This is a genomic window from Rhizobium sp. 2MFCol3.1, from assembly GCF_000377565.1.
Taxonomy (GTDB): Bacteria; Pseudomonadota; Alphaproteobacteria; order Rhizobiales; family Rhizobiaceae; genus Rhizobium.
In genome coordinates, this window is record NZ_KB898363.1 from 109228 (window position 1) to 126498 (window position 17271).

Annotated in this window: 19 protein-coding genes; 18 read left to right on the forward strand and 1 reads right to left on the reverse strand. The window is 59.5% G+C overall.

Translation table 11 applies throughout. The features are described from left to right. The first annotated feature begins 1 nt into the window (after position 1). From D460_RS0120285 to D460_RS0120340, 12 genes are all read left to right on the forward strand, one after another. A complete protein-coding gene (locus D460_RS0120285) occupies positions 2–1147 on the forward strand; it encodes a DUF2213 domain-containing protein (protein WP_018900412.1) in 1146 nt (381 codons plus the stop codon). Beyond that, entirely contained in the window at positions 1147–1584 is a 438-nt protein-coding gene (locus D460_RS0120290) for a DUF2190 family protein (protein ID WP_018900413.1), read from the forward strand. Before D460_RS0120285 ends, D460_RS0120290 begins: the two co-directional genes overlap by 1 nt. Before the next feature lie 14 nt (positions 1585–1598). Then, positions 1599–2549, forward strand: coding sequence for a major capsid family protein (locus D460_RS0120295; RefSeq protein ID WP_018900414.1), 951 nt, complete (start codon positions 1599–1601; stop codon positions 2547–2549). A gap of 12 nt (positions 2550–2561) precedes the next feature. Then, positions 2562–3023, forward strand: coding sequence for a hypothetical protein (locus tag D460_RS0120300; protein WP_018900415.1), 462 nt, complete (start codon positions 2562–2564; stop codon positions 3021–3023). A gap of 52 nt (positions 3024–3075) precedes the next feature. Then, complete coding sequence (locus D460_RS0120305; RefSeq protein WP_018900416.1) at positions 3076–3570, forward strand: DnaT-like ssDNA-binding protein; 495 nt, start codon at positions 3076–3078, stop codon at positions 3568–3570. Between the two features lie 9 nt (positions 3571–3579). Further along, complete coding sequence (locus D460_RS0120310) at positions 3580–3774, forward strand: hypothetical protein (RefSeq protein WP_018900417.1); 195 nt, start codon at positions 3580–3582, stop codon at positions 3772–3774. Further along, positions 3774–4136 (forward strand): hypothetical protein, encoded by a 363-nt coding sequence (locus D460_RS0120315; protein WP_018900418.1) that lies wholly within the window; start codon positions 3774–3776, stop codon positions 4134–4136. The genes D460_RS0120310 and D460_RS0120315 overlap by 1 nt, the downstream gene beginning before the upstream one ends. Before the next feature lie 32 nt (positions 4137–4168). After that, a complete protein-coding gene (locus tag D460_RS34580; protein ID WP_018900419.1) occupies positions 4169–6235 on the forward strand; it encodes a phage minor head protein in 2067 nt (688 codons plus the stop codon). Beyond that, positions 6235–6759, forward strand: a complete 525-nt coding sequence (locus tag D460_RS0120325; protein WP_018900420.1) for a hypothetical protein — start codon at positions 6235–6237, stop codon at positions 6757–6759. The genes D460_RS34580 and D460_RS0120325 overlap by 1 nt, the downstream gene beginning before the upstream one ends. A gap of 203 nt (positions 6760–6962) precedes the next feature. Continuing rightward, positions 6963–7382, forward strand: coding sequence for a phage tail terminator-like protein (locus D460_RS0120330; RefSeq protein ID WP_018900421.1), 420 nt, complete (start codon positions 6963–6965; stop codon positions 7380–7382). Positions 7383–7397: 15 nt separating this feature from the next. After that, entirely contained in the window at positions 7398–7889 is a 492-nt protein-coding gene (locus D460_RS0120335) for a hypothetical protein (RefSeq protein WP_018900422.1), read from the forward strand. A gap of 12 nt (positions 7890–7901) precedes the next feature. Continuing rightward, positions 7902–8315 carry a hypothetical protein gene (locus D460_RS0120340; protein WP_018900423.1) on the forward strand — a complete coding sequence of 138 codons (414 nt, stop codon included), beginning with the start codon at positions 7902–7904 and terminating at the stop codon, positions 8313–8315. A gap of 374 nt (positions 8316–8689) precedes the next feature. Here the strand turns inward: D460_RS0120340 and D460_RS0120350 are convergent, their stop codons facing one another. Then, complete coding sequence (locus D460_RS0120350; RefSeq protein ID WP_018900425.1) at positions 8690–8983, reverse strand: hypothetical protein; 294 nt, start codon at positions 8981–8983, stop codon at positions 8690–8692. Positions 8984–9041: 58 nt separating this feature from the next. On the opposite strand from D460_RS0120350, the gene D460_RS34585 reads away from it, so the two are divergent. From D460_RS34585 to D460_RS0120380, 6 genes are read left to right on the forward strand one after another with little or no spacing between them, the layout of a single operon-like run. Continuing rightward, positions 9042–11642 (forward strand): phage tail length tape measure family protein, encoded by a 2601-nt coding sequence (locus D460_RS34585; protein WP_018900426.1) that lies wholly within the window; start codon positions 9042–9044, stop codon positions 11640–11642. Further along, positions 11642–12259 carry a hypothetical protein gene (locus D460_RS0120360; RefSeq protein WP_018900427.1) on the forward strand — a complete coding sequence of 206 codons (618 nt, stop codon included), beginning with the start codon at positions 11642–11644 and terminating at the stop codon, positions 12257–12259. The genes D460_RS34585 and D460_RS0120360 overlap by 1 nt, the downstream gene beginning before the upstream one ends. Further along, positions 12260–12904: a hypothetical protein gene (locus tag D460_RS0120365; protein ID WP_018900428.1), complete on the forward strand. Its 645-nt coding sequence runs from the start codon at positions 12260–12262 to the stop codon at positions 12902–12904. Between the two features lie 4 nt (positions 12905–12908). Then, positions 12909–13313 (forward strand): hypothetical protein, encoded by a 405-nt coding sequence (locus tag D460_RS0120370; RefSeq protein WP_026283337.1) that lies wholly within the window; start codon positions 12909–12911, stop codon positions 13311–13313. Further along, positions 13313–15736 (forward strand): phage tail protein, encoded by a 2424-nt coding sequence (locus D460_RS0120375; RefSeq protein ID WP_018900430.1) that lies wholly within the window; start codon positions 13313–13315, stop codon positions 15734–15736. Before D460_RS0120370 ends, D460_RS0120375 begins: the two co-directional genes overlap by 1 nt. Next, positions 15736–17262, forward strand: a complete 1527-nt coding sequence (locus D460_RS0120380) for a hypothetical protein (protein ID WP_018900431.1) — start codon at positions 15736–15738, stop codon at positions 17260–17262. The genes D460_RS0120375 and D460_RS0120380 overlap by 1 nt, the downstream gene beginning before the upstream one ends. Positions 17263–17271 lie beyond the last annotated feature (9 nt).

Below are 17271 nucleotides of genomic sequence, written 5' to 3' on the forward strand. Positions count from 1 at the left end.
CATGCAATTCACCGACGCTGTCACGGTGTCCGGCACCCGTCGGACCGCCGATGGATACCTCGTGGCCGAAGCTAAGGCCGTGCGCACCGGCATTCAGCTCTATCTCGGTGACGAGGTGGGTAAGCCCGAGATGCGTGTCGTGCGGGTCTACCGGCCTGAGGAGGAGGTCTTTTCGGACGCCAGCCTTCAGTCCTTCACCCACGCGCCGGTCACTGATGACCATCCGAAGGAATCGGTCACCTCTGACAACTGGAAGGATCTGGCCGTCGGAGAGGTCAGCACTGCCGCCAAGAAGGACGGCGAGTGGGTATGGCTGCCGCTGATCCTCAAGGATGCCAAGGCTATCAGCAAGGTCGAGGGCGACAAGCGTGAACTCTCGGCTGGCTATAGCTGTGATCTCGTTTGGGGCGACGGCGTAACGCCTTCTGGCGAAGCCTACGACGCCAAACAGACCAACATCAAGATCAACCACCTGGCGATCGTTGATCGCGCTCGGGCTGGTTCACAAGCTCGCATCGGAGACGGTGCGACATGGGGCGTCAGCCCTTTCACCCCTGATCACAAACCCACAGAGGAAAAGATCATGACCCTGAAGACGGTTACCGTCGATGGCATCCCGGTTGAAGTAACCGACCAGGGCGCCGTGGTGATCGGCACGCTGCAGACGCGGCTTGCAGACGCCCATACCAAGCTTTCGGATGCCGACAAGGCACATCAGACGGCACTTGCCGCCAAGGATGCCGAGATGGCCAAGAAGGACGCAGAGATCGATGCGCTGAAGGCCAAGGTTCTCTCCGACGCCGATCTCGACAAGAAGGTGCAGGCTCGCGCCGACCTCATCGCAGTCGCGAAGTCGATCGCCAAGGACGTCAAGACCGACGGTCTGACCGACGCGGCCATCCGCAAGGCCGTCGTCGTCGCCAAGTTCGGCGATGCTGCTGTCGCCGGCAAGGCTGATGCCTATGTCGACGCTCGCTTCGATCTCCTGGTCGAGGACGCAGCCAAGGGCGCGGCCGATCCGTTCGCCGCCGTCGTGAAGGATGGCCTCAAGCCGACGGAAACGAACAATTCCACCGCCGCTCATGCGTCCATGGTCAGTGACATGTCCACGGCATGGATGAGCAACCAGTCGAAGGGAGCAGCATAATGCCTGCAGTTCAGACCACTTACGCAGCCCAGCATGCGCGCTGGGTCGAGGGCATGGTCCTCAACATGGAGCCGAACGACATCGTCACCCGCGTCGCGGAAGACGTTGAGGGTATCGGCTTCGGCAAGGTCGGCGTGCAGGGCACCGCTGACAACCAGGTCGTGGACTCCGAAGCCACGGTCAAGTTCACCGGCATCGCCGTGCTCGACACCACCCAGCCTACCGGCAAGTACGAGCAGTACTCGAATGTCGCCCTGATGAAGAAGGGCGTCATCGTCGTGCAGGCATCCGTTGCGGTCGCCGTCGGCGATCCCGTCTACTACGTCCCGGCAACCGGCGTCCTGACGAACGTCGCATCCGGAAACACCCTCATCGCGAACGCTCAGTGGGATACCAGCACTTCCGGTGCTGCCCTCGCTGCCCTGCGTCTCGGCTAACAGGAGCGACACTCATGAACATGCATGTAAACGACGCTCAGCAGGTCGCGATGAGCTTTCTCATCCGTCAGGCCTCGCTGATCGAGCCTACGGTCTACGCGATCCGGTACCAGGACATTCAGTATCCGTCCCTGGTCCCTGTCGACACCTCGGCGCCTGAATGGATCCAGTCCGTCACCTACTTCTCGATGGACGGCGTCGGCCAGGCGCAGTGGTTCAACGGCAACGCGCAGGATGTCCCGAAGGTCGAACTGACCCGCGAGAAGTTCGAAACCGGCGTCAGCATGGCCGCGATCGGCTACGGGTATAATCTCGAAGAGCTTGGAACTGCCCAGCTTCTCGGCATGAACCTGACCCCGGATAAGGCTTCTCTGGCCCGCCGTGTGGCGGAAGAGAAGATCGACAGCGTTGCCTTCGTTGGTGACAGCACGAAGGGCCTGACCGGTCTCGTCAATGCGAGCACCCCGACGGCCACGACTGCGCCGGCCGACGGTACGGGCTCCGCTACGACCTTCGCCAGCAAGACGCCCGATCAGATCCTCCGCGACATCAACGGTCAGCTGACCGGCATCTTCACCGGCACGCTCGGTGCGGAGATCGCCGACACGCTGCTCCTGCCGTACTCGGTGCTGCTCGATATCTCCACCCGTCGCATCGACGCCGTCAACCAGACGACGATCCTGGAATGGGTGCAGAAGAACAACATCTACACCCTGACCACCGGCCAGCCGCTGACCATCCGCGGCATGTTCGGCTTCCTCGACGCGGCAGGCGCCGGCGGCACCAAGCGCATGGTGGCTTATCGTCGTTCGCCGGAAGTGGTGAAGATGCACATCCCGATGCCGTTCCGCTTCCTGCCTGCTTGGCAGACGGGACCGCTCAAGTTCGATGTCCCTGGCATCTTCCGCTTGGGTGGCGTCGACATCCGCCGTCCGAAGTCCATTCGCTACCTCGACGGCATCTAAGGAGATCAGCTGATGAAGTTCACCAACACTCAGCCTGGCCCGCGCGGTATCAACACCGTTAACGGGCCTATCCTCGTCGATCCGAAGGAAACGGTCGAGGTCGAGGTCTACGCTCGCGAGCAGCAGCATATCGAGGCAACGCAGTGGTTCGAGGTCAAGGGCTCCTACACGGACAACCCTGGCGCACCGAGCGCACCGTCTGCCAAGGCTGCGGCTTCCGGCGAAACTGACGAGATCAAAGGCCTGCGTAAGCAGCTTGCAGATCGCGAGGCAGAACTCGCCAAGCTCAAGGCGAATGCAAAGCAGGACGAGGAGCCGCCAAAGACGGCCGCCGAAGTCCTGGCCATGGCATCCAACCCTGAAGTTCAGTTCATGACCTTCAAGGCCGCCGCCACCAAACTCCTCGGCGACAAGACCCCCGCCAAGAAGGACGAGATCGTCGCCGCCTTGGAAGAGCTGGCGACACAGCCATAACAGACACACCCGGCGGGCAACCGCCGGGCCCACCACCTCATCGGAGAATGACATGGCTGGATATGGCGAAAATGCAGGCTTCACGGCCTATGCCGAGGCGGCCGGCTATGTCCTTCCCGATGGAACGACTGAAGCTCAGATCACCGCCGCACGTCAGCGCGGTTCTATGGTGATCGATCGCTATGAGCGGTTCTTCTCGGGCACGCGCACGGGCGGTTTTGCTCAAGAGAGATCCTGGCCTCGAACCGGCGCCTCGACCTACTATGGCGAGAGCATCCCATCTGATGCCATTCCTGTGGCGATCGAGAACGCATCCTATGAGGCGGCATTCCTTGAACTGACGAACCCCGGCAGCCTGTCGCCAGTGGTGACCGGCACCTCAACAGTGAAGCGCGAGAAGATCGGCCAGCTGGAAGTCGAGTACGCCTCGTCCTCGTCGTCTGACGTTGCGGACATGGTTGCGATGGCTACACCAGTTGTCACGGCGATCGAGGGGCTGCTCTGGCCGTTCCTTTGCCCGGTCCTGCCTGGGATCCTTGTAGTTTAGGAGACGATCATGGAAAAGCTGACAATCGCTATCGACCACACGGCCGTGGAAAGCACAACAGAAGCTTTTGATAAGCTCCGAGCCTCCATTGAGGCTGTGAACGCTGAACTCGACAAGCTCGGCGACAAGGCCCACGGGGGCATCACGATCAGTGCCGTCGGCTCTCTGTTGCATGTCGAAATCGCCCCGGCAAAGGCCCCCTGATGGCAAACCCGGTCTTTTCCCGCCTTCAGGCAACCGCGCAGCGCCTGATCGCCAAGTATGGCCAGAAAGGCACCATCAAGCGCATCACGCCTCCCGACCCGGTTCTCGGCGGTGACGGCACAGAAACAAGCTACCCGGCCACACTGGTGCCGATGACCTATGACCAGCGATACATCAACGGAACGACGATCCTGACCACCGACCGGCAGATCTACATCTCCTCGGTCGGTCTCGCTGTCGTGCCACAGGTTGGTGACATCGTCTCCGCAGGCGGGGTCGAGTACCACGTGATTGCAAGCGACCCCAACAATTACGATGGGATCGTCAACGTAGTGCATATCGTTCAGGGACGGCTCGTCTGATGGCTAAACGACCTAGTGCTCGGATACGAGGGTTGCTCGATGAGCTTGAGCCGTCAATGCGAGAAGCATTCCTATCAAGCGTCGACAATCTGAAGTCCAACGTTAGCTACACGGCAATGGAAGAGGCCCTGAAGGCCGGCGACATCGAACGAGCAGCTCGAGCTATCAATCTTGACTCTGCTGCATTTCGTCCAATGACAAGGGCATACGAGGCCACATTCGAGAGCGGCGGTGAAGAAGCCGCCAAGCGCGTGCCGAAGGTCACGAAGAACAACGGATCGACGGCGCTCTTCCGCTTCGATGTTCGCCACCCGTCGGCCGAGCAGGACTTGCGCCAGTCAAGCTCGACACTGATCACGAACATCAGCGAAGATCAGCGGGCATCCATACGCACGGCTCTTGCTGACGGCATAGCGCAGGGCAGGGCACCACGCCGCACCGCTCTCGATATCGTCGGCCGTGTGAACCCCGTAACCCTCAAGCGCGAGGGGGGCATAATCGGCTTGACGTCGGTGCAGGCTGGCTATGTCGAATCCATGCGTGTTCGCCTGCTGTCTGGCGATCCGGACGAAATGAAGAAGGTCTTGGAGATGGGGCGCCGGGACAAGCGCTTCGATGCCACAATTAAGCAAGCTATACGCGATGGAAAGCCTGTTACGCTTGATATGGTTGCCAAGATGACGACCAGATACTCTGACCGGCTTTTGCAGCTCCGCGGCGAAACCATCGCGCGCACTGAGACCATGACTGCTTTCAACAAAGGTCAAATGGCATCGATGCATCAAGCGATAGCAGAAGGCAGGGTATCGGCTGGCGTCGTCGTCAAGCAGTGGCACGCGTTCATCGACGGTAGGACCCGTTACACGCACCGCGAGCTGAACAACGAGATAGTCGGCATCAATGACATGTTCGAAACCGCGCGCGGCAGATTTCTCGCTTATCCTGGCGACCCACATGGTGGCGTTGACGAGATCGTGAACTGCTTTGCCCCTTGGTCACGCATTTCACCTGCGGGATTGGTTGCCGCAGTAGCGCATGAGTACAGCGGTGATCTCATCGAACTCTCGGTTGGAGGTGATGTCTATCTGTCCGTCACCCCTAATCACCCGATATTGACCCAACGCGGTTGGGTGCCTGCCGGTCATGTTGTGGAAGGCGACAAGCTCGTCAATCGCGCTTTCGCTGATCTCGGTGGCTCGTCCAAGCCAGATGTAGGCCACGTTGATCCCCGCGCCGACGAGCTCTACGATGCGGCAAAGTCGGTTGGTGCTAGCGTGCGGGCGCGTCGTGGTGTTGTGAACTTCCACGGCCACGTGCCCAGCCATGACATCGATGTTATAACGCTGCCAGGCGAACTGCGGGGTGCACTCAATGCCACGCTTCGTCAAGCGTTTGGCAACATCACTCTCGCCGAAACCGACATATCGCAGGGAGTTTTGACTTTCGCTCGCCTTACTAGCAAGCGTAGTCGCAACAGAACCCTTTCGGCGCATGGCCTCATGGGCTTTTGCCGCTCGGTCGCGGCGTTCTTCGGCGGAAGCGAAGGAGGCGCTCCTTCGGTTTCCCTCAGAAACGCTTGGAGGCTGATACCCAAGATCAAGAAGGCAAGAGGTAATGGTTCCTCTGGATGTTCCCAGCGCACTAGCAATGGCAAGAACGGTGTAGCCGTCGTCGTAAAGTTCCTTGACGCGGTCAAGGTATTGGCGTCGCCTCTTGGCGTGTCTAGCAGCAGTCGCTTCGCCCTTAACGGCGTTGGCGCGAGCACGAGTGATTTGAGGCAACCCCAGATCGTTGATGCAGCTTTTGACCAACGCGTCAGAGATGCCGATGCGCGTGCCAATACCTCTAACACTCAGCCCCTCGCTGTAAAAAACTCTGACTTTTTCGAGGTGCTGGGAGCGTCTAGCGCGTCTAGCTTCCATCGAGCCGACGGGAGTTTTACCAGTGTTGCCGTGAGCCATATCCGAAGGGTTCCCTATGAAGGCAAGGTGTTTGATTTCCAAACTCAGAATGGACTTGTCATAGCAAATAATATCGTCGCCCACAACTGCCGTTGCTGGATGGAAACAAAGATCGATTTCTTGGCGGATCTGGACTGATGGCGCGCGGCCCCACAGTCGGCGTTTTCACTCGATCTGGCAGGATTTCGAGGGGAAAGGCCCGATTTGCAAATGAGGTCAGTGACTGGGTAAAGGCGACTGAGAAGCGACTGAATGCCGTCTTCCGACTATCGACCCAGCGCGTGATCGAGGTCATGCAGAAGACTGACCGCGAAGGTGGATATCTGCCGTATGATCAAGGATTTCTGCGAGCTTCTTTGGTAGTTCTGGTGAACAAGCCGCCGCCGCCCGCCGATAAAACCGATGAGACGGCGTCTCCTACCTACAATCCTGACGAGATCCAGCTGGCTATAGCAGGGGCGGTTGCCGGGGACAGGATAGTAGCCGCCTATACAATGGCCTACGCGCGAAGGCTCGAATATGGCTTCGTCGGGACGGATTCATTGGGCCGAAGCTACAATCAGCAGGGCATCGGCTGGACCCAGCGGGCCGCGCAACAATGGCCGCAGATCGTCAAAGCTGTCGAACAGGAAGCTATGGATCGCGTGGCGGGTCGGCAATAGCGGTGTTTCGATCAGAGCCGCTTTCAGTTGCCATGAGAAGCCCCTGTTGAAGGGACTGAAGCGCAACCCTAGCCGTCTGGATCGTTGTGTTGCCAACGACAGAGGATGCGTTCTCTCGGCCCAATGCGAGAAAAGCGGAGTGGAGCCGCTCGTATACCTCGTCATCGCTCAACAATTTTTTGGCCATAGGCCACGGATATCAGATGGCCGACACTACTGAAATGAAAATATTCCAGGCGCTTGTCCTGAGGGCGCAGGCATTCGTGCCTCCATCTGGGGTGACGGTCGTGCTGCCTGGGGTAGCGTTCGCACCCACCGCGCAAAGCAAGTTTGTCAGCGTTGAGGTGCACTTCAATCGGTCGATCGAGACTGACATCTCTCTCGAGAGCGATCCGATCCGGCAAGGTTTTCTCCGCACGAACGTGATGTGGCCTAAGGGTTCCGCCCAAGTAGATGCGATCAACCTCGCCGGCCAGCTGCGCGAATTCCTTCGCCGCGGCACCAAGCTCGTTCGCGTCGATACCGAGGTCAGGATCGACGAGGATCCAGAGATTGGCGTGATCGTCACCGGCGACACGCACATAACCGTACCAGTCACCATCCGGTGGCGGTGCTTCCCCTAACGAAAGGAAAGACCAATGGCTACGCTATACCCGGTCGCCGGATGCAAGATCTATATCGGTCCGGCAATGGATCTGCCGGACGAGGATGTCGACGCGTCCGACTTCACCGCCATCACCTGGACCGAGATCAAGAAGTGGACCCAGATGGGTGGCTTCGGTGATGCGTCCGCTCTCATCACCACGTCGCTGATCGATCAGGGGCGCGATGTTAAGCAGAAGGGCACTCGCAACGCCGGCAGCATGGCGAACGTCTTCGCGGTTGCCGCTACGGACCCAGGCCAGATCGCTGTCATCGCGGCTGAAAAGACCAATCAGAACTATCCGTTCAAGATCGAGCTCAACGACAAGCCGGCGGTCGGCGCCAGCCCGAAGAACTCGCTCCGCTACTTCGTCGGCCTCGTCACCTCTGCCAATGAGCAGGGCGGTGAAGCAAACACCGTTCAGAACATGAACGTGACCGTCGAAATCAACTCCAACATCGTCCGCGTTGCGGCGTCTGCCACGTAAGGAGAAGCCCTGATGGCAAAGACTGAAAACACTGGTGCTGTCGACCTCTCCACGCTCGACAAGGCTGTGCAGGCCCAGAACGATGGCATCGACGTCGATATCAAAGGGCTGGATGGCAAGACGCCGCTCGGCTTCTCGATCAAGGTGGCCGGCCCGGACAGCGATCGTCAGCGCAAGGCTGTAGACGATCTCACGGATGAATACCTCGATCGTGAAGATGCGAGCCACACGACGGCGGCCGAACTTGACCGTCGCGCCCTTCAGGTCCTAGCGAGGAGCATCATCTCGTGGACGCCAATCAAGCTTGATGGCCAGGATCTGGAATGCACCGAAGAAAATGCGGTCAAGCTCTTCACGCGCTTCCGGTTCATCCGCGAGCAGGTTGAGAAAAAGGCGGGAAAGCGGGCCTCTTTCGCCAAAAGCTGACGCGAGCGCTATGCCAGGCGCTTCGCGATCGGCATGCGAAGCAGAAACCTCTCATACCCATTGCAGCACGGCATGTCTGGGACTGGTTCAAAGACTTGGACCGGGCGAGGTGCAGCACTGGGTATGGGTTCAACCCGATCACCTTCTCCGAGCTAGACGCATGGGCAAGGCGGCGAAGGATATCCCTTCGTGATTGGGAGATTGATGCTCTCTCGGCCATGGACACGACTAAACTCAATCTGCTTCATGCGGATATCGAGAACAAGTCAAAGCCTGAGGCAGAGAAAACGGTCACCTCTCAAAGGCCGATGACCGCGGATCTCTTCGACGCGCTTTTCTGACGCGGTATAGGGGCGGCTCGGTCGCCGCCCCGATTACTTGCTCCAAAGGCCGCCCGATTCAGCCGGCTTCTGCTCTTCCTCGTAGGCGCGGTAGGAATAAGACCTGCCCACGATGATCATCACGAGGCCACCAAGGAAGGCGAGGCCAGCGCCAACCATGAGCGCCAACGGGATTTCCGGCTGACCGCCGTAGGTTTTCCCGGCCTCGACCAAGAACCAGTAATAGCACAAGCCCGATGCCAACGGGCTCAATACGAACAGCCAGGCACCGAGCTTCCCGTTCTGGGTCAGCGTTTGCTCGCCGGCTATTTTAAAGACTTTTGCCATGTTCACTCCCTGTGGATTTCGGCAACCTTAAACCGCAGATTGCCAGAAGGTAAAGCTGATGACGGACGCGCATCTTGGGTTTTCCATCGACTCTTCGCCTATCAAACAGGCGGTTGCCGATCTCGATGCACTTCCCGCAGCCGCAGCTAACGCGGAATCCAAAGTTGTGCGCCTGGGCACCACGTCGAAGAAGGCCTTCGCCGAGACAGGAGCGGCCGCTACCGAGTTCGCCAAGCGCATCCAGCAGTCTGCCCAGCAGGCGGAGAGCATGGCAGACCGCATCAACCGGGCCCTGAATGTCAAAACCGCTTTCGGTGGCGGCGAGCGCGGCAAAGACATTGAAGAATATGGCCGCAAGCTTGATAACCTTCGGGCCCGCTACGATCCGCTCTTCGCTGTGATAAAGCGATACAAGCAGACGGTTGAAGACATCAAGCAAGCGCATTCCGTCGGGGCATTGAGCGCAGACCGCATGTCGCTCGCCATTTCGAGGGAACGTCAGGAAGCTCTCGCGAGCATCGCGGCCCTGAAGGGCAGAAAAGCAGCGATCGACGATGTCACCGAAGCCTCAAGCCGGATGGAGAGGGTCCAGTCCGCTTCCCAAGGCGGAAGGAACCAGCGCTTCCAGACTTCCAATGTTGGCTATCAGCTGCAAGACATCTTCTCGACCTCAGCGCTTGGTATGTCTCCGCTGACCGTCGCGTTGCAGCAGGCGCCTCAGCTGACGGATGCCCTTGGGGGCAACGGCGTCAAGGGAGCTGTGACGGCTCTCGGCGGCGCGTTTGCGTCGCTGGTCTCGCCGCTTTCACTTGCGACGATTGCGACCGTCGGCCTCGCCAGCGCTGGCATCGGCTATATCACCGAGCTGCTGACCGGTACCAAGAAGGCCGACGAAGCGATCAAGCTGCATGCCCAGGTCATCAGGGATGTGAAAGACGCTTACGGTGATGCCACGACAGGGCTGGACGACTTCCTGCGCAAGAGTTCAGAAGAGACCGCAGCCTTCGCCCGTATCAACCTGAAGAACCAGACGGAACAGCTCAAGTCGGACATGACCGACTTCATCGACTCCCTTGTTCCGAATGGCGGGTTGCTGGGTCGCGCGGTGTTCGCTCCTGAATTCGAACCCTTCCGCAAGGCCATCCTTGATTTGAAGGACGCTGCCAAGCAGGGAACTCCCGATCTAGCCGCCTTCCGCCAACAGGTCGAAAAGCGTGTCCAGGACAACCCAGGTTTCCGAGAAACGGGCGATAACCTGTTGAAACTAGCCGAAGCCGCATTCGACTCCTCGCGAAAGGTCGAACAGGCCAAAGCCGCGCTTGCCCTCGTTGGCGGCACGGCGGCAGCGCAGGTCGCAGGGGTGCAGGAACTGGCAAAGGCACTCGCCCAGCTCGCGAACGTCGCTCTGCCGGACGCTACGGACATTGAGCGCATAGCTGCGGCTACGCAGCAGGGTATGAGCGCTATAGCTCGCCGCGATCCCATCACGTTCGAGGAAGGCCGTCGCCGTCTCCTCAACAACCAGACCGCGGCGAGGCAGCGTGTGGATAGCCAGTATGTGAACCTCGGTGACGGGCGAAACGTGCTTGCTCCGACCCCAGAGGCACGTCCGAAGATCGAACTGGAAGGGCTGCCAGGCTTTCAAAAGCAAGCCAAGGCAGCGGAGTCGGCTGCGAAATCTGCTGCGAATGCTTACCGCGACCTGCTCAAGTCTGCGCAGGATCGCGTCGATCAGATGAAACTGGAATCCGAGCTCGCAGGCAAGAGTGGTGTCGCAGCGGATGCTTTGCGCATGAAGCTCGAGCTTTTGCAGCAGGGAGAGAACAAGGGCCGCGATCTAAGCCCCAGCCAGGTCAAGGCCATTGAGGACAAGGTCGCAGCTTACAAGAAATATGCGGAAGCTGCCGCGAACGCCAATGCCAAGGCCGATTTGCTCTTCGAACGCGAGCAGATGGGCCGTTCGGCCACGGATCAGACCATCGCCTCATTCCAGAAGTCCTACGGCTTGGAAATCGATATGGATTCTGAGCTCGCGTCGATGATCAGGTTCAATGAGCAGCTGAAGTTTAGCCGAGAGCTTGCAGGCGACTTCACCGATACCTTCTTCAACGGCATTGAACAGGGAAAGAACGCGTGGGAATCCCTAGGCGATGCGGCATTGTCGGTGCTGAAGAAGATCGGCGACAGCCTTCTGAATGACGTGCTGAACAACATCTTCGCCATCAACAATTCCTCGGGGTCAACGGGGCTATTCGGCAGCATACTCGGAGGCTTGTTCGGCGGCGGCGGGGGCTCCAAGGGCTTCAATTTGGGGTCTGGGGCGACCGCATACACCGGGTCTTTGCCGGGATATGCGAGCGGGACGCCTTCGGCCCGTGCTGGTGTGGCGTGGGTTGGTGAGAACGGTCCCGAGCTCGTCCGCTTTAAGGGTGGCGAGGAAGTCGTACCAAATCATCGCCTCAATGTTCCTGCTAACGGGAATAGCAGCCCTTCTGGCAGTGGGCCGATGCATATCGACGCCCGCACCACGATCGATGCACGAGGCGCGGACAGCGAGGCAGTGGCGCGGCTACAGGCTGCGCAGGCTCGTCGAGATGCGGAATTGCCCGCAAAGATCATCGACACAGTCAAGGAAGCGCAGCGGAGGAGGCTGATCTAATGGCGGTTATCTTCCCGCGTGAACTTCCTGCTGTTGGGTGGGTGCAGTGCGATTTTATTCTCGACAATCCGGTGAAGGCCAGTCGGAGTGGCAGCCGGCTTATCAACTTCACGCAGACCGAGGATGAGACTTGGGTTGCGACAATGAAGACATCGGAGCTGTTGTACGACAAGTACGCGGAGGTCGAGGCTTGGTGGCTGTCTCTCCGCGAAGGGCTTCGCACGGTTCTCTTCCGCCATCCAACGCAGGGCTACCCCAAGGCCCACCGGGGCAATCACGCTCCGGCGGATGATCCCGGCAATTTGGTATCGGTCGCCGACGGAAATATCCTGTCGGTCAACAGCGTCGATGCTGGACTGGTGCTGTCGATAGGGGATCGCATTGGGCTTGAGCGATCTGGTCGGTATTACATTGGCAGGATCACTGAGGTGTCTGGATCGGGGGCTACGAGGTCGATCACGGTCGAGCCGCCGCCGTTCTATACCGTTGCTCAGGCTGGTGCGGTTGTTAGGTTCGCAAACCCTGCGCTGGTCATGCGGTTGGTTCCTGGCAGCTATCAAGCGCCGGGTGAGGGGCTATTCCGCACGGTGTCGTTCCAGCTTCGGGAGAGCCAGTAAATGGCGCTCTCTACTGAAGTTAAAGCGCTGTATGACGCCGGCAGGATCTCGACCCGTCAGATGGTGCGCGTCCAGCTCGGCTCGGGCATCTATGGTTTCATCGCTCGGCGCGAGTCGCTGGCCTATGCTGGCGTCACCTACCAGCCTTTCGGCCTGATCGAGGTCTCCGATATTGGCGGCGGTACCGGGACGGCGGCAGACGGTGGTTTCACGCTCACGCTTGCGGAGAGCAAGCAATTCGACCTGACGCCAGAGATCCTCACTCAGATCGAGAATGAGGATTATCGAGACCGCCCAGTCGTCGTCTATGATGCCCATTTCCATCCGGACACGATGGCGCTTATCCAGGTCGAGCCTGTTGCTCGCGGCTACCTCGACGTCATCGAGCACAACGCCGACGACACGCGCGGTTATTACCTAACGGCGCGATGCGAGGGCCGACAGCTCGACTACTCACGTCAGAATGGGCGCAAGCGGACAGTCGCCGACCAGCAGCGTCGCGACCCGGGCGATCGGTTCTTCGAGCATGCGGCCACCGCTGGCCGTGTCGATATCGCGTGGGGCAAGGCGGTCGGCTCGGCCGTCAACGCCGCCAAGAGTGCCGCTGCAGGCGCAGCGCGTGCCATAGGTTTCAAGGGACTGTAACCACATGACCAGACTTCCCGGATGGGAGAAACGCCTCAACGCGGTTGTGGCGAAGCATCAGGCGTTGCCTTCGCTCTACGGCACATCGGACTGCTATTTGATCGCTGACGATGGCGTCGAGGCCGTCACCGGCGAGCGCATGTATGCCGACGCGCTCGGATACAAGACGAAAGCGGGCGCGGCCAAGAAGCTGCGGCAGCACGGCTTCGAGACGGTGCGCGATGCCTTTGGCGCCAAGTTCTCGGAGATCCAGCCCTGCATGGCCCAGCGGGGCGATATCGGCATCGTCGATCGCGATGGCGTCCTCTCGGGCGGCCTCTTCACCTCGATCGGCTTCATGACGCGCGGTGCTGATGCCGTCGAGTTTCTGCCGGCCTCCGAAGTCGCATATGCATTCAAGGTGACCTAATGCCATTTCTCGCACCTATCGGAGCCGCGATCGGCGGGTTCTTCGGCTCGCTCGGCATCATCGGTAAGGCAATCATCGGGATCGGCCTAAACCTGCTCGTCAGCAAGATCCAGAAGAACCAGGCGAAGAAGAACAGCGCGGCCGTCGGCGGCGTCGAGTTCGAGCGAGAATACGGCGAAAACGTCACCCGCAAGGTCGCTTGCGGCCTCGTCGGGATTGCGGGTCATGATTGCTATGTCAACACCTATGGCAGCTCGAACAAGTACCTCGAGCAGGTCTACGTGCTCGCCGACTTCCCATGCGACGGCCTGTCGCGCATCTGGGCGGGTGGCTCTCTGCTGTCGCTGAGCGTCCTTGGCGGGGATGCATTTAAGACCATCTATTCCGTGGTCAGCGGCGATTACGCCGGCCTGATCCGCTTCACTTTCTACTACGGCACCCAGACGGCGGCCGACGCCGACATGATCAATCACTCCAATCCCTTTGGGCGCTGGACGGCTGATCACATCGGGACCGGCATCTGCTGGATCAAAGCCGAGCTGACATACGACCAGGACAAGCTCGGGCAGTTTCCCGACTTCTTCTTCGAGTTCCGCGGCGCTCGCCTCTACGACCTCCGCAAGGATTCGACGGTCGGCGGTTCCGGCGGGCATCGGTGGGATGACTACTCGACGCACGAGTTTTCCGAAAACCCGATCGTCCAGGAGTACAATTACCGGCGCGGCTTCTCGGTCAACGACGATATGTTCTGCGGCATGGGCATGGCCTCGGCAGACCTACCGTTTGACCGCTACGCCACGGCCATGAACATCTGCGACGAGGATGCAGGCGGTGAGCGCCGCTATCGCTGCTCGGTGCTGTTTGATGCTGATGCCCAGCATGGCGACAATATCGAAGCCGTGATGACGGCTTGCGGTGGGATTGTCATCGATGACGTCACCGGCTCGTGGCCGCTGATCGGGACTGACCAGCCGATTGTCGAGACTTTCACCGATGACGATCTGATTGCAGGTGAGGCTGTTCGCTTCCAGCGTCGTCGCTCGATGGCTGATCTCGTCAATGCCGTGTCTGGCACCTATCCGGAACCTGAGAACATGTGGTCGCCGGCCGGCTACGACACCCAGACGAATGCTGGGTACGTGTCGCTGGATCGCCGAACGCGCGATGTGAACCTCGACTTCCCCCAGGTTCGATCGAAGCGCCAGGCCAATCAGCTCGCCTCGATCTACTTCAATGAGAACCGCTACGAGGCAACGGCCGACATCGTCATTCGGCCGCGCTTCCAGACGATCAAGGCAGGTGATTGGGTCCGCTGGAACTCGGCTCGATACGGTGACCGCGTCTACATGGTGCAGGCTCGATCGATCAGGGCGCTGACCAGCGACGGGCCGCGCAACGTCTCCCTGTCGCTGCAGGAGCGTGACGGCGGCATCTATGACAGCGTTACGGTGCTGCCGCCGACAATCCCGATACCGAACGGAGAGCCGATCTATCTCAACGAGCTTCAGGACTTCTCGATCGCGGCAGTGATTGGCATCGGCTCAGATGGGAGATCATACCCGGCTTTCCGCGTGTCCTGGTCGCCGGTAGAGGATGTCACCGTCACGGATATCGTGATCGAGTGGTGGATCAAGACTGAACCCGGAAACAAGTTCTCGCGGACAGTGAAGGCGGACGCGAACATTGCCTTCATCCAGGAGGGCATCCTTAGCCTCACGACGTATCAGTTCCGGCACAAGCTGATCGCTGATCGGGTCACGAACTGGTCTACGCCTATCGACATCACGTCTCTGGATGGCGGAAACGCCGACCTTGAGATCGGGCTCGGGAACATCAAGAAGGAAGTCCTGGACGTCTTCTCGAACCTGTTTCAGGAGATCGACGACGTCCGTCCGTTGCTGCAGCAGCTGATGGAAGCGCATCAGATGAGCACGGCGGTCTCTGAGGTGTCGAGGCGGAAGCTCTCGGCGGAGATCGGCAACAATAGGGCAACCTTTGATGAGCAGATCGCCGTCGTCGTTGATGACCTGTCTGCGGCGGTTGCTCAAACCACTGCCATCGGGGCAACCGTCGATGACATCTCTGTCAACGGGCTGATCAAGTTCGGTGTCGCGGCAAATCAGGCCGGGGTCGACGCCAGATTTTCCGTGCTGCTCAGGGCTTCGACCTCGCAGGCATACAAGGAGACCGGCTTCTTTCTGGAGCTTTACACCGTCTCCGGCGTCCAGCGCAGTCGGTTTGCGGTGATGGCCGATCAGTTCGTTGTGACGGACGGAACGACCACTTCTTACCCGCTTGTCTACGAAGGCGGCGTCCTGAAACTGCAAATCGCCAACATCGGGACGATCCTCGTCGCCGACATCAATCTCGGCGGCGGCAAGGTCCGGATCAATGAAAACGGCATAACGGTAAAGAGCGGCTGATGGCAATTGCAGCATTCATCGGTGTCGATAGCCAGAACGCCGGGTGCGTGAAAATTATGGCGTCGGATATCTACAATCCGTATTCGACGCCAGACACCGACTACGCGAAGTTCTTGTTCAACAGCAAGTACCAGACCATGCGCTTCGCGGGCATCGTGGCGCGGGCTTACTCCGGAAGCGGACAAGCCTTCACGCCGGCCGGAACCGGAACCTCTAACTTCCTGACATTCTACGACGGCTACCTGACGAACATCGCGAACTATTTCATCAGGTCGAACGCCTTCCCGGCGCTGGAATATGCGGTGCCGCTGTTCGACATCAAGTACAAGGATGCCTCTGGTGTCGTGAACTATGGCGCTCGCGTGACGCGATACTTCCTCGGCTTTAATAATCGATCGGCGCTGTTCACGACGCCGGGATACGGCGAGGAAGGGTGGCTTACTAACTTCACCGGGACTGGCACCTATGCCTTCAACATGGCGCAGGGTTTTGGCACGCACTTCTTCAACTCGGAGTTTGCGCAGACTTACAAAGAATTCGTTGTCTGGAACCTGCCTGGCACCGCCGTGCCGATCAATAACCCGCCTTTGGCGCCGGTGGCGGGTCAGGTGGCCGTTGAGATTACCCGGACAGCTTGTCGGGCGGCAAAGCCCGGTTACGACGTGAGGACTGCCACACCGTCTCAGCTAAGCTTCGACAGCTCTAGTTTGCCCGCGAAGGTGGTCGCAGCTGGGGATATCGCTCTACCAAGCGGGACGACAGTTTATCCGTTGACCGCGTTGGCGGGTGTAGCGATCGGGCAGCTGAGAGCTGACGTCATCGTCTACCAGGGCGGCACTATCTTCTATCCCACTAACCCGCTTTCGACCGAAACTGAATACGGCGCAGACTACCAGTTCAGCGGGGCAAACATCGTCTTCTCGAACCCCTTCGGTGCAGCGCGCGCCAGGTTCATCGTTTACGCCCTCGACGATTCATCACCGTCTGCGGGCGACAATGACGTGTGGCGAGAGTTCAACGATGGTACGCGGGATGTTCTTCAGTTCCTTCGCCCTGGAGCGGCAAGGCCACCGCGGCTATCTGATATCATGGTCGACAGCCGCTGGCCGCAGGTCCGGATACTGAACGAAGGCTATATCGACGTCGGCGGGGTCAATGGCGCCCAACAATGGGTGGTCCCGCTTTCAACGGGCGGCCTTTTTCCCTTCGTCAAATACGTCACGGTGCATGCCGGTGGCTCTGGTGTTCGGCTCGGGAACTTCAGCGGGACGATATCGAGCCGCGTGAAGGCCCCATATACAGTCTATGGCTACTATGACACCGCAGACGCGGGCAAAGCTTATTACACGGCAGGCGACAGCACCTACTGCCAGCTGACGCCATCAGAAGCGCGGTTTTTCACCTTTAGGGGGCTGCCAACCCGTCGCTACCTCTCTGGTGGCAGCAACATCTCCAACCTTGTCACCGAGAACGATCCGACGCCCATCATAGGCATCCGATATTATATTCTCGGCATCCCAGCTTAGGGGCTTCAC